The following is a 12,742-nucleotide window of genomic DNA, read 5'->3' as shown; positions in this document are numbered from 1 at the left end:
TGTGAATTGCAATTTATGGACGCACCATTGCATGCAGCGCATCAAATTCGATCTGGCGGAGTTGCGGGCCTTCGTGGTCACGGCCGAGAAGGCCAGCTTTCGCCTGGCCGCCGAAGCCCTGTTCCTGTCGCCTCCGGCGCTGAGCCGGCGTGTCGAGCGCCTGGAGTTGGCGCTGGGCGCGCGGCTGCTCGAGCGCACGACGCGCCATGTGGCTTTGACGGAGGTCGGCAAGGAATTCCTGCACGAGGCGCGTGCCGCCTTGGCCGGGCTGGATCAAGCCGTGCAGCGGGTGGGCGACCAGTTGCAGCTGCGGCGTGGGCGGGTCACCATCGCGTGCATTCCATCGATTGCCAGCCATCTGCTGCCGCAGGTCTTGCGCGCGTTTGCCAGCGCGCAGCCCGATGTCCAGGTGCATGTCATCGATGAGAACGCCCGCCAGGTCGTGGACTGCGTTCTGCGCGGCGAAGCGGACTTCGGCGTGAGCTTCACCGGCAGCCAGGAGCCGGCATTGCGCTTCGAGGCGCTGACGCGCGAGCGCTATGTGCTGGCCATGGCCCATGACCATCCCTGGGCCGCGCGCGAGGAGGTGGCATGGGCCGAGCTGGCCGGCCAGCGCCTGGTCTCGGTGTCGCACCAGAGCGGCAACCGGCTGCTTCTGGACCAGGTGATGGCGCAGTTGCCCGAGCAGCCCCTGGCCTGGTACGAGTGCAACCACGTCGCGGGCGCCGTGGCCTTGGTCGAAGCCGGGCTGGGCCTGGCGGTCATACCCCAGCTCGCGCTGCGCCAGGGCCACCGCGAGGTGCGCAGCGTGCCGCTGGTCGCCCCCGAGGTCTGGCGCACCCTGGGCCTGCTGCAGCGGCGCGACCGCGTGCTCGGCCCGCCGGCGCAAGCCCTGCGGCAATGCCTGCTGGCCGTCGGCTTCAGCGCGGCGCCAGGATCGCCATCGTGATGCGCGAGGTGCAGGTCGGCTGGCCTTCATCGTTGACCATGTCGATCTGCCAGACATGGGTCGTGCGGCCGATGTGCACCGGCTTGGCGGTGGCCGTGACCCAGCCGCTGCGCGCGGCGCGCAGGTGGTTGGCGTTGATGTCCAGGCCGACCGCGGTATGGCCTTCGGGGCTGGCGTAGAACGCGCCCAGCGAGCCCAGGGTCTCGGCCAGCACCACGCTCACGCCGCCATGCAGCAGCCCGAAGGGCTGCACGGTGCGCTCATCGACCGGCACGCGGCCGACGATGTAGTCGTCGCCGATCTCGGTGATTTCAATGCCCAGGTGGCTGACCGCGGTTTTGGCGCTGTCGCGGTTCAGGGCATGCACGGAAGCGGACTTTTTCCAGATCGACATAAGGCAGTTCAGGCAGGTGGAAACAATGCCTGCATCATGCCCGCGGCCGGCGCGCGCTGCACAACGCAGGCGACAGCGCGGCCGCGCCGCGCTCAGCCATGCATGGTTCCCGTTTCAAGAAAGCGTTCATGCCAGCTCAGCGCCTCGCCCAGGATGTGCGGCGTGTGCTGCGCGCCCTTTTGCCGTGCGCGGTCGAAGTAATCCTGCAGCAGGGGGCGGAAGTCGGGGTGCGCGCACTTGTCGATGATGACCTGCGCGCGCTCGCGCGGCGACAGGCCGCGCAGGTCGGCAAGGCCTTGCTCGGTGACGATGATCTGCGTGTCGTGCTCGGTATGGTCGACATGCGAGCACATTGGCACGATGCAGCTGATCTTGCCGTCCTTGGCCACCGACGGCGTGACGAAGAAAGACAGGTAGCCGTTGCGCGCGAAGTCGCCCGAGCCGCCAATGCCGTTCATCATGCCCGAGCCCATGATGTGGGTCGAATTGATGTTGCCGTAGATGTCGGCCTCGATCATCGAGTTCATGGCAATGATGCCCAGGCGGCGCACCAGCTCGGGATGGTTGCTGATCTCCTGCGGGCGCAGGATGATGCGCTCGCGGTAGAAGTCGATGTTGCGCTCGAAGTCCTCGTAGGCGCTGTTGCTCAGCGAGATCGCGGTGGCCGAGGCCTGGCGCATCTTGCCGGTGCGCAGCAGGTCGAGCATGCCGTCCTGCAGCACCTCGGTGAAGCCCAGCAGGTTGTCGAACGGGCCGTTGAGCAGCCCGGCCAGCACCGCGTTGGCGACGTTGCCCACGCCCGACTGGATCGGCAGCATGTCCTTGGGCAGCCGGCCCTGCTTCATCTCGTGCGCCAGGAAGTCGATGATGTGCGTGGCGATCTGCGTCGATACCGCATCGGGCAGCGCGAAGCCCGAGTTGCGGTCGTTCTGGTCGGTTTCGACGACGGCAATCACCTTGGACGGGTCGACGCGCAGGTACGGCTCGCCGATGCGCTCGGCGGCATGCGTCATGTGGATCGGCGTGCGGCGCGGCGGGATGGCCGTGCCGTAATAGATGTCGTGCATGCCCTCCATGGCCAGCGGCGGGCGCGTGTTGACCTCGAGGATCACCTTGTCGGCGATCTCGAGCCAGGTCTTGTTGTTGCCCACCGAGGTCGACGGGATCAGCCGGCCGTCGGGCAGCACGCCCAGCACCTCGATCACCGCGACCTTCATCTCGCCGAGGAAACCAAACCATGCCTGCTGCGCGACGTGCGACAGGTGCATGTCGATGAAATGGATCTCGCCGGCATTGATCTTGTTGCGGCAGATCGGGTCGCTCTGGAAGGGCAGGCGCTTTTCATAGGCATCGGCCGCGGCCAGCAGGCCGTCCATCTCGGGCGCGGTCGAGGCGCCGGTCCAGGCGCTGATCTTGAACGGCCGGCCCGCGGCATGCTCGGCGCGCGCGCGCGCCGCGAGTGCCTGGGGCAGGAGCTTGGGATAACCCGCGCCGGTGAACCCGCTCATGCCGACGTTGGCGCCCGCCGGCACCAGGGCCGCCGCCGCTTCGGCGCTCATGATCAGGGGATGGAAATCGCTATACCGTACGCGGTCAATCAATGACATCTGCAAACTCCGCAAAGAAACGCCACCGCCTGTCTCCTGCAATTCGGGCGCGGTGGCTTGCGGGCGGGATGTTAGCAGCGATGGGCGCCCGGCTCCTGGCGAACCCGGGGTACTTGAGTTCGCGCCATGGCGCACTCCAGGCCGATGCAAGTGGTCACTGCGCGCCCGGCGCCGCATGCGGGTGGCCGGTGGGATCGTCGATCTGCACGACCTGGCCTTTTTGCCAGGCGTCGGCGCCCGGATCGATCGCGGGCGCGGGGATGTCTTCGCGCTCGCGGCGCTTGGCGGCGCTGTCGATGCCGAGGCTGCGGTCGCGCGCGGCCACCATCTGCGGGTCGTTCTGGCCGTCGGCGGTGAAGCCCATCATCAGCTGCGGCACGCCCAGCGGCAAGGGCTTGCCGAGATCGGTATGCCAGGTATGCCAGGTCTTGCCATAGGTGCCGACCAGCTTCTTCATCAGCGCCTTCTCGGCGATGTCGGGAATGCCGGGCGCGACCAGTTGGCCCGACTTCACCTCATGCACATGGCTGTGCCACAGCGCCTTCTCGGCCGCGGGCAGCGTGGCGAAGAGCTTGGCACTGACGATGTACTCGACGCCCATGATCTTCGCGTCCTTCTGGTTGCCGTCGTAGATCACGCACTGCGTCACGTCCTCGTTGACGATGGCGCAGTAGTGGTGGGCCTGCATCTGCACTTCGGGCCGGCCGTTGTAGAAGTGAAAGCCGTTGAGATAGGCATTGAGGGCCTCGATCGGCGGCTTGTTCTGCAGCGCCGCGGCGCCGGCATCGAGCACCTTGGTCTTGGCGGACTCGGGCGCGCCGGGCGCCGTCACATTCGAGGCGGTGTTGTTCTCGCCGCAGCCGGCCAGCGCGGCGGCCGCGGCCCACACCAGGGCAGTGGTTCGCAGATGCATGGTATTCCACCGGAAGTGAAATCCTGCAGCCTACGCTGCTGCGCCGGCGGCGGTGTAGGAGCGGGCCGCCAATCCCTGGGCGGCCGGGTTCGGTCAGCGCGGCTTGCGGTCGAGCAGCGCGTACAGGATGATCGCGCCAAAGGTCGCGGTACCGATGCCGCCCAGCGCGAAGTCGCCGAACTTGAGCGTGAATTCGCCCGTGCCCAGGATCAGCGTGATCGCGGCCACGATCAGGTTCTTGTTCTGCGAGAAGTCGACCTGGTTGCGCACCCAGATGTTGGCGCCGGCCACGGCAATCAGGCCGAACACCACGATCGACACGCCGCCCATCACCGGCAGCGGAATCGCCTGGATCAGCGCGCCGAACTTGGGGCTGAAGCCCAGCAGCACGGCCAGCAGCGCCGCGCACAGGAACACCGCCGTCGAGTAGATGCGCGTCGCGGCCATCACGCCGATGTTCTCGGCATAGGTGGTCACGCCCGTGCCGCCGCCCGCGCCACTGACCATGGTCGCCACGCCATCGCCGATGAACGCGCGGCCCATGTACTGGTCGATGTTCTTGCCGGTCATGGCCGTGACGGCCTTGATGTGGCCCAGGTTCTCGGCCACCAGGATGATGACCACGGGCACGATCAGCAGCATTGCGGGGCCGCTGAACACCGGCGCGTGGAACTGCGGCAGACCCAGCCAGGCGGCGTTGGCCACGCCCGACAGGTCGATGGGCTTGCCCAGGCCGGCAACGTTGGTCAGCAGCGCGTAGAAGATGCTCGCGACGATCAGGCCGACCAGGATCAGCAGGCGCTGCAGCATGCCGCGCGTGAGCACCGCGACCAGGCCGACGGTGGTGAAGGTCAGGGCCTGCATCCAGCTGTCGAAGTTGCTCGCCGCCATGTTCTTGATCGGAATGGCGGCCAGGTTCAGGCCGATGACCGCGACCACGGCGCCGGTCACGACCGGCGGCATGAAGCGCTCGATCCAGCCCGTGCCCAGCCATTGCACCAGCACGCCGATCAGCGTGTAGACCGCGCCGCAGGCAATGATGCCGCCCAGCGCCACGCCGATGTTGGCGTTCGCGCCCTGGCCCGCATAGCCCGTGGCGGCAATCACCACGCCGATGAACGCAAACGACGAGCCCAGGTAGCTGGGCACCTTGCCGCCGGTGATCAGGAAGAAGATCAGCGTGCCGATGCCGCTCATCAGCACCGCCAGGTTGGGGTCGAAGCCCATCAGGATGGGAGCCAGCACGGTCGAGCCGAACATCGCAATCACGTGCTGGATGCCCATCAGGCCGGTCTGCGGCCAGGGCAGGCGCTCATCGGGGCCGATCACGCCCCCGGAATGCAGCACATCGGGGGACTTTTCGGTCCAGTGGAATATTCCCATCGCTTATCTCTCCTGAAAAAACTGGCGCGATGTTAGAGATATTCGGCGTGCGGTGGTGGACAGATTCGCAGACCGTTGTTGGTGGTTGACGCCCGTTCCCCCCTGTCGCCGAGGCAGCAGTTTGCGGGCTAACCCTGAAACGCCTGCGCGCCGTGCGGGCTAACGTCGTGGAACTATGTCCAAACTTCCCGCCTACCTTCCCCAGATCCGCCGCTACCAAGACTGGCTGGCCGAACGCCATGGCCTGCGCTTTGCCGACTACGACGCGCTCTGGCGCTGGTCGGTCACCGAACTCGACACCTTCTGGCAGAGCATCTGGGACTACTGCGACCTGCAGTCGCCCACGCCGCACACCGCGGTGCTGGCGCGCAACGTGATGCCGGGCGCCGAGTGGTTTCCGGGCGCGCAGGTCAATTACACGCAGCAGGTGCTGCGCCATACCGAAGCCGCGGCCGCTGCCGGCATGCCGGCCGTCATCAGCCGCAACGAGCAGGGCCTGCACCGCGAACTGAGCTGGCCCGAACTGCGCCGCCAGGTCGCGGCGCTGGCGCTGCATCTGCGCGACCAGGGAGTGCAGCCCGGCGACCGCGTGGCCGCCTACCTGCCGAATATTCCCGAGGCCATGGTGGCGCTGCTGGCCTGCGCCAGCATTGGCGCGGTCTGGAGCATCTGCGCGCCCGACATGGGCACGCAGGCGGTGCTCGACCGCTTCCGCCAGATCGAGCCCAAGGTGCTGATTGCCGTCGACGGCGTGCACTACGCGGGCCGCGACCTCGACCGCCAGACGGTGCTGGCCGAGCTGCGCGCGCAACTGCCCAGCCTGCAGCAGGTGATCCTGGTCAACAACCTGGACCTGGCGCTCGATCGCGCCGACTGCGCGCACTGGGGCCGGATCACGGCGCGCGACGATGCGGCCACCGCCGCCTTCGAGCCGCTGTGGCTGCCCTTCGACCATCCGCTGTGGATCGTCTATTCGAGCGGCACCACCGGCCTGCCCAAGCCCATCGTGCACGGCCATGGCGGCATGGTGCTGGTGGCCATGCAGCTCAAGGGCCTGCACAACGATGTCGGCTGCAGCTGGGACCCCAACAGCTGGGGCGAGCGCTTCCACTGGTACAGCTCGACCGGCTGGGTGATGTGGAATGCCCAGGTGTCGGGCCTGCTCGGCGGCACGACCTGCGTGATCTTCGATGGCAGCCCCGGCGGCAGCAAGGAGCAGCCCGACTGGGGCGTGCTGTGGCGCTTTGCGGCCGAGACCGGCGTGACCTGCTTTGGCTCGGGCGCGGCGTTCTATGCGAACTGCATGAAGGCCGGCGTGGACTTGTCGGCCTGCGGCGACCTGTCGCGCGTGCGCGCGCTGGGCTCGACCGGCTCGCCGCTGTCGGCCGAGGTGCAGCAGTGGGGCACCGACCAGTTCCGCGCGCTGCGCGCGCAGGCCGAGGCGCAGGGCCGGCCCGGGCTGCCCTCCGATGAGGACATCTGGTGGAACAACATCTCCGGCGGCACCGATTTCTGCGGCGCCTTCCTGGGCGGCCACCGCGAGCTGCCGCAGGTGCCGGGCGTCATGCAGTGCCGCCAGCTGGGCGCGGCCGTCGAGGCCTGGGACGACCAGGGCCGGCCGGTCATCGACGAGGTCGGCGAACTGGTCTGCAGCCAGCCCATCCCGTCGATGCCGCTGTATTTCTGGGGCGACACCGATGGCCGGCGCTACCGCGCAAGCTATTTCGAGCATTTCGCGCCGGGCCAGGGCCGCCGGCCCGGCGGCGGCGACACCGGGCCCGAGGCCGGCGCGGTCTGGCGCCATGGCGACTGGATCCGCGTCACGCCCGAAGGCGGCTGCGTGATCTACGGCCGCAGCGACGCGACCATCAACCGCCACGGCCTGCGCATGGGCACCAGCGAGATCTACCGCGCGGTCGAAGCCCTGCCCGAAGTGCTCGACAGCCTGGTGGTCGACCTCGAATACCTGGGCCGCGACAGCTACATGCCGCTGTTCGTCGTGCTGCGCCCGGGCGTGGAACTCGATGCGGCGCTGCGCGCGCGCATCAACGGCGCGATCCGCAGCGGCGTCTCGCCGCGCTTCGTGCCCGACGAGATCTTCGAGGTGGCCGAGGTGCCGCGCACGCTCAGCGGCAAGAAGCAGGAGCTGCCGATCAAGCAGCTGCTGCTGGGCAAGCCGCTGGCGCAGGTGGTGAACAAGGACACCATGGCCAACCCCGGCTGCCTGGCCTGGTACGAGGCGCTGGCACAGATGCGCCAGGTGGCCGCGGCGGAGGCGGCCTCCGCCTAGGGATCCTCTGCATAAACCGCCCGAGCCGTGCTGCCAACGGCCGCAGGGATTTGTGCAGAGGGTCCCTAGATGTCATGACTTGTATCTCTGCGGTCACAGGCGGGTTGCGGTCGTTGGCAGCGGGGTACACTTTGGCCTCGTCCCCTACCAGGCCCCGTGCCTGGTCTCCGTCCTTTCTACCGCACACCGATACATGGCCGCTGATCCGACGGGCGCCGCCCGCTCCAGTTTCGATCTCAAGAGTGCCCAGTTGCACGTCGTGGCCGTCGCGCTCAAGGACACCGACGTTCCACTGGTCGCGGCCGATCTCGCACAGCGCCTGGCCGACGATCCCGACTTCTTCGACAACGACCCGGTGCTGATCGACCTGTCGCAGGTCAAGGACGCCGAACAACCGATTGATTTCCCGGCGCTGATCGCGTTGCTGCGCTCGCACCACACCCAGCCCGTGGCGGTGCGCGGCGGCAGCGCGGCGCAGACCCAGGATGCGTTGGCCGCGGGCCTGTGCTCGGCGCCCGATGCGCAGGCCGCGCGCGCCGCGCCGGCGGTCGAGGTGCACGAAGTCGTGCACGAGGTGATCCGCGAAGTCGAGGTCGAGGTGGTGCGCGAAGTGCCGGCGCCGATGGCCGGCGCGATGGTCATCGACAAGCCGCTGCGCTCCGGCCAGCAGGTCTATGCGCGGGGAACCGATCTGGTGGTTCTCGCCGTGGTCAGTTATGGTGCGGAGGTTATTGCGGACGGCAACGTGCATGTCTATGCGCCGCTGCGCGGCCGCGCCATCGCGGGTGCGCGTGGCAATACCTCGGCGCGCATCTTCAGCACCTGCATGGAGCCGCAGTTGCTATCCATTGCCGGCATGTACCGCACCACCGAGACGGAGCTTCCTCCCGAGGTGGTCGGCAAGCCGGCCCAGGTTCGGCTGGACGGTGAAAAGATCATCGTCGAGCCTGTGTAATGCGTGCGTAGGGCGGAGCCTGGTCTTCGCCCTGGTTAAGCTTCGTCTTTAAGGAACAGTGCAAACATGGCCAAAATCGTCGTCGTGACCTCCGGCAAAGGTGGTGTGGGAAAGACCACCACCAGTGCCAGCTTTGCCTCCGGCCTCGCCCTGCGGGGCCACAAGACCGCCGTCATCGACTTCGACGTCGGCCTGCGCAATCTCGACCTGATCATGGGTTGCGAACGCCGCGTGGTGTATGACCTGATCAATGTGATCCAGGGTGAAGCCAACCTGCACCAGGCGCTGATCAAGGACAAGCAGTGCGACAACCTGTTCGTGCTGGCCGCCTCGCAGACGCGCGACAAGGACGCGCTGACCCAGGACGGCGTCGAGAAGATCCTCAAGGACCTGGGCGAGATGGGCTTCGACTACATCGTCTGCGATTCGCCGGCGGGCATCGAGAGCGGTGCGCTGATGGCCATGCACTTCGCCGACGAGGCGCTGGTGGTGACCAACCCCGAGGTCTCCTCGGTGCGCGACTCCGACCGCATCCTGGGCATGCTCAGCTCCAAGACCCAGCGCGCGATCGCGGGCGGCGAGCCGATCAAGGAACACCTGCTGATCACGCGCTACAACCCGAACCGCGTCGAGGACGGCCAGATGCTGTCGCTCGAGGACATCCAGGACATCCTGCGCATCCAGCTGATCGGCGTGATTCCCGAATCCGAGACCGTGCTGCAGGCATCCAACCAGGGCATTCCGGCGGTGCACATGGCGAATACCGATGTGTCCGAGGCCTACAAGGATGTGATCGACCGCTTCCTGGGCGAGGAAAAGCCCATGCGCTTCATCGATGTGCAAAAGCCGGGTTTCTTCAAACGCATCTTCGGGGGGAGGTAAAAGATGTCGATGCTGTCTTTTCTACTGGGCGAAAAAAAGAAATCGGCTTCGGTCGCCAAGGAGCGCCTGCAGATCATCCTGGCGCACGAACGCGTCGGCGGCGGCCGCAGCCAGCACGATTACCTGCCCGAGCTGCAGCGCGAGCTGATGGCGGTGATCTCCAAGTACGTGTCGATCCACCCGAACGACATCAAGGTGCAGCTCGAGCGCCAGGACAACCTGGAAGTGCTCGAGGTGAAGATCGAGCTGCCGGAAGCCGTCAAGTAGCGCCTAAAAGCTTGGGAACGGGGGCGCTGTTCCGAGATGGGCCGTTCATCCTTCGACAGGATGCCCTGCGCCAAGCTCAGGACGAACGGTGGGAAAAGGGCCGTCTGTCTAAAGGCCGTTCGCATCGAGCTTGGCAAACCCCGTTCGCACTGAGCCTGGCGCAGGGCGATTGAAGACCGCGCAAGGTTTCGCCGCCGGGCCGCCGGATGGCCGGCCCCCCCAAGGCGAAACGCGCCCCCCATGGGGGGGCAGCGCAGCCACACGAAGTGGGCAAGCGTGGGGGGCTATTTCATGCGCCCATCGTGATAGATCAAGGGCGCGGCCTCATTGCGGTGGCTGCAATGCTCGACCTCACCGATGAAGATCACGTGGTCGCCTTCCTGGTAGCGGCTGCGGTTGAAGCATTCGAAGTGGGCCACCGCGCCCGCGAGCAGCGGCACGCCGCTGTGGCCGGGCGCGTGCACCACGCCGGCCCAGCGGTCGATGCCCTTGCTCGCGAACTGCAGCGCCAAATCCTTTTGCTCCGCGCCCAGCACATGCACCGCATAGTGCGTGCAGGCCATGAACACCGGCAGCGACGCGGCGCTGTTGGCCATGCTCCACAGCACCAGCGGCGGGTGCAGCGATACCGAATTGAAGGAACTCACCGTGACGCCCACCGGCTCGTGCTGGGCATTGAGCGCGGTCACGATGGTCACGCCGGTCGCGAACTGGCCCAGTGCCTTGCGGAAGTCGGGCGAGGAAAAGGCAGGTGGCTGGGCCACGGCGGAGTGGGGTAGGGGCGAGTTCACGGGCACAGAGCGGTCACGGCAAGGAGGGGCCTATTATGGGACCAGCCTGATCAACCACGGGGTGCGGGGGAAGAACACCGGATTCGCGTTCGAACAGGTCGCGGGTCAGCGGAAACTGCGCCGCCTGCTGGGCCAGCAGGCGCGGCATCTGGCCCTTGGGGCAGCGCTGCAGCGTCGACAGCAGCTCATGCCCGGTCTGGCCCAGGCCCCAGCGCAGCCGCAGGTCGCTTTGCATGCGCGCCAGCAGGCTGGCCGCCATCTCGGCATCGGCCAGCGCCCGGTGGGCGCGGCCCGCACGCGGCAGGCCCAGATGGTCGACGATGTTGCCCAGCTTGTGGCTGGGCGCTTCGGGGTAGAGCCGCCGCGACAGCAGCACGGTGCAGGCAAACGGCTGCGGCGCGGGCAGGCCGGCGTGGGCCAGCTCGGCCTCCCAGAACTTGCGGTCGAAGGCGGCGTTGTGCGCCACCATGGGCGCGGCGCCGACAAAGCGCGCGGCATCGCGCATCACGTCCTCGGCATCTGGCGCGCCGGCGACCATCTGGTTGGTGATGCCCGTGAGCCGGGTGATGAAGGAGGGGATGTAGGCCCCGGTGCGCATCAGGCTCTGGAACCGGTCCACGACCTGGCCGGCCTCGAGCAGCACGATGGCCACTTCGGTGGCGCGCGCGCCCTGGCCGGGCGTCATGCCCGTGGTTTCAAAGTCAATGACGGCAATGGCGGAAGACATGGGAAGAATTGTCCCATGGCGCCCAAATGCCGGCGCGGCCATCAAAAAAGGCCGCAGGCAATGCCTGCGGCCCGTGAATCAGGGCCCGGGGTCCGGTCCGCGAATCAGCGCGTCGTGCTCAGCGTACCAGCAGCACCGGAACCGTGCTGTGGGCCAGCACCTGGGTGCTGACCGAGCCCATCACCAGCTTGCCCAGCGCGCCATGGCCGTGCGTGCCCATGACCAGCAGGTCGAACTGGCCGTCTTCGGCGAGCTTGGCAATGGTTTCGCCCGCCGGGCCCACCTTGCCCACGCCCTTGGCCTGCACGCCATGCTGGGCGAGGAATTCGCACACCGGCGCCAGGACCTTGTCCGATTCCTCGGCGTAGTACTGGTCGACCACGTCCTTGCCCAGCGCGCTGCGCGCGCGCGGGGGCAATGCGCTTTGCACCGTCACGGCCGTGTATTCATGCGTGCGCGCCAGCAACTCGGGATGCGAGGCCAGGTAGTCGAGCATCTTGCGGGTATAGGCGCTGCCGTCGACAGCAAGCAATATCTTCATGGTGTCCTCCTGATGTTCGTGATCAGATTAGTGCCAGCGGAAGTTGCGCGTCTTGATATAGGTCATGTTTTTGGGGACCGCAGCCGGCAAGCCGCCTGGCGCGGATCGCAGGCGGCAGGTCCATCATAAGTCGATGCAGGCGCGGGGCTGGAAATAAGCCTGTTCGTTCTTGCGCGCATAGCCCAGCGGGTTGGCCACGACGCGGCATTGCCAGGGCGTTCCATCGGCATTTTCGCCACGCACGGTGTAGTCGCTGGGCGCATGCAGATGGCCGTGCAGCCACAGCTGTGCCTTGGCGAACCAGTCGTCCAGCGCATTGCAGAAGCCCGCCGTGCCCGGCACCAGGCCGTAGCGTGGGTCGGCGCTGCGCAGGCTGGGCGCAAAGTGGGTCACGGCCACCGTCGGGCCGTCGAATGGCTGGTCCAGCGCCCGCTGCAGCCACTGCTGGCACAGCAATGCCTGTTCGCGCATCGGCTCGGCCAGGAAGGCTTCGCCATGGCGCGTGCCGCCGGTCTTGCGCAGATAGAAATTGGCCGCGCGGAACGCCTTTTCGCGCAGGCGCAGCAGCGCGCCCAGGTCGCCGGCCTGCACCTTGCGGTCCTGCAGCGCAATCGCGTCGTAATCGGTCCAGAGCGTGGTGCCGACAAAGCGCACGCCGTTCAGCACCGCGGTTTCGCGCTCGAGCCAGATCAGGCCCAGCCGGTCGCAGGCCGCGCGCAGGCGCGCATGCGCGGCGTCGAAGTCCTGCATGTCGTACTCGTGGTTGCCGGGCACGAACAGCACCGGGCAGGGCCAGCCGGCGTACTGCGGCAGCGGCGAGAAGCGCGCCAGGCCGAAATCCGGCTCGGTGAGCTGGCCGCCTTGCTGATAGGAGCCGATGTCGCCGGCCAGCACCAGCACCTCGGCGCCGGGCGCGGGTTCGGCCTGGAAATGCGGATCGGCTTCGAGGTGCAGGTCGGAAAGCAGTTGGATTTTCATTGCGGCGTCGTGGGCTGGGAGCTTCGGCATGGTGCGCCGAACATCCGCAGGTTACCAACAAACCG

13 protein-coding genes are annotated in these 12,742 nt (G+C 67.3%); 5 read left to right on the top strand and 8 right to left on the bottom strand.

Annotation, left to right across the window (positions count from 1 at the left end; translation table 11 throughout):
• Window positions 1–31: 31 nt before the first annotated feature.
• Window positions 32–949 carry a LysR family transcriptional regulator gene (locus HUK68_RS18880; RefSeq protein ID WP_175505590.1) on the top strand — a complete coding sequence of 306 codons (918 nt, stop codon included), beginning with the start codon at window positions 32–34 and terminating at the stop codon, window positions 947–949.
• Here the strand turns inward: HUK68_RS18880 and HUK68_RS18875 are convergent.
• The 4 genes from HUK68_RS18875 to HUK68_RS18860 all read right to left on the bottom strand — a co-directional run bounded on the left by HUK68_RS18875 (window position 921) and on the right by HUK68_RS18860 (window position 5,246).
• Window positions 921–1,343, bottom strand: coding sequence for a hotdog fold thioesterase (locus HUK68_RS18875; protein WP_175505589.1), 423 nt, complete (start codon window positions 1,341–1,343; stop codon window positions 921–923). The two genes, HUK68_RS18880 and HUK68_RS18875, sit on opposite strands and share 29 nt — an antisense overlap.
• A gap of 92 nt (window positions 1,344–1,435) precedes the next feature.
• Window positions 1,436–2,950 carry a succinyl-CoA:acetate CoA-transferase ScpC gene (scpC, locus tag HUK68_RS18870; RefSeq protein WP_175505588.1) on the bottom strand — a complete coding sequence of 505 codons (1,515 nt, stop codon included), beginning with the start codon at window positions 2,948–2,950 and terminating at the stop codon, window positions 1,436–1,438.
• Window positions 2,951–3,104: 154 nt separating this feature from the next.
• Complete coding sequence (locus HUK68_RS18865) at window positions 3,105–3,863, bottom strand: OBAP family protein (RefSeq protein ID WP_175505587.1); 759 nt, start codon at window positions 3,861–3,863, stop codon at window positions 3,105–3,107.
• Between the two features lie 93 nt (window positions 3,864–3,956).
• Window positions 3,957–5,246: a solute carrier family 23 protein gene (locus HUK68_RS18860; RefSeq protein WP_175505586.1), complete on the bottom strand. Its 1,290-nt coding sequence runs from the start codon at window positions 5,244–5,246 to the stop codon at window positions 3,957–3,959.
• 175 nt (window positions 5,247–5,421) lie between these two features.
• Here HUK68_RS18860 and HUK68_RS18855 point away from each other — a divergent pair, with 175 nt between their 5' ends.
• From HUK68_RS18855 to minE, 4 genes are all read left to right on the top strand, one after another.
• Window positions 5,422–7,536: an acetoacetate--CoA ligase gene (locus HUK68_RS18855; RefSeq protein ID WP_175505585.1), complete on the top strand. Its 2,115-nt coding sequence runs from the start codon at window positions 5,422–5,424 to the stop codon at window positions 7,534–7,536.
• A gap of 193 nt (window positions 7,537–7,729) precedes the next feature.
• Window positions 7,730–8,491 carry a septum site-determining protein MinC gene (minC, locus tag HUK68_RS18850; protein ID WP_175505584.1) on the top strand — a complete coding sequence of 254 codons (762 nt, stop codon included), beginning with the start codon at window positions 7,730–7,732 and terminating at the stop codon, window positions 8,489–8,491.
• A 66-nt stretch (window positions 8,492–8,557) separates the two neighbouring features.
• Window positions 8,558–9,373, top strand: a complete 816-nt coding sequence (gene minD / locus HUK68_RS18845) for a septum site-determining protein MinD (RefSeq protein ID WP_175505583.1) — start codon at window positions 8,558–8,560, stop codon at window positions 9,371–9,373.
• Window positions 9,374–9,376: 3 nt separating this feature from the next.
• Entirely contained in the window at window positions 9,377–9,640 is a 264-nt protein-coding gene (gene minE / locus HUK68_RS18840; protein WP_175505582.1) for a cell division topological specificity factor MinE, read from the top strand.
• A 284-nt stretch (window positions 9,641–9,924) separates the two neighbouring features.
• On the opposite strand, the gene HUK68_RS18835 is transcribed toward minE, so the two are convergent.
• From HUK68_RS18835 to HUK68_RS18820, 4 genes are all read right to left on the bottom strand, one after another.
• Window positions 9,925–10,431: a flavin reductase family protein gene (locus HUK68_RS18835; protein ID WP_175505581.1), complete on the bottom strand. Its 507-nt coding sequence runs from the start codon at window positions 10,429–10,431 to the stop codon at window positions 9,925–9,927.
• A gap of 13 nt (window positions 10,432–10,444) precedes the next feature.
• Window positions 10,445–11,158, bottom strand: coding sequence for a 3'-5' exonuclease (locus HUK68_RS18830; protein ID WP_175505580.1), 714 nt, complete (start codon window positions 11,156–11,158; stop codon window positions 10,445–10,447).
• Between the two features lie 118 nt (window positions 11,159–11,276).
• Window positions 11,277–11,699 carry a universal stress protein gene (locus HUK68_RS18825; RefSeq protein ID WP_175505579.1) on the bottom strand — a complete coding sequence of 141 codons (423 nt, stop codon included), beginning with the start codon at window positions 11,697–11,699 and terminating at the stop codon, window positions 11,277–11,279.
• Window positions 11,700–11,822: 123 nt separating this feature from the next.
• The gene (locus HUK68_RS18820; protein WP_175505578.1) at window positions 11,823–12,677 is read right to left on the bottom strand and encodes a metallophosphoesterase; all 855 of its coding nucleotides are present in this window, start codon (window positions 12,675–12,677) and stop codon (window positions 11,823–11,825) included.
• Window positions 12,678–12,742: the final 65 nt, after the last annotated feature.

Source organism: Comamonas antarctica (genome assembly GCF_013363755.1).
GTDB classification, from domain to species: Bacteria; Pseudomonadota; Gammaproteobacteria; order Burkholderiales; family Burkholderiaceae_C; genus Comamonas; species Comamonas antarctica.
Note: the sequence above shows the minus strand (reverse complement) of the source record. Positions and strands in the feature narration are given on the sequence as shown.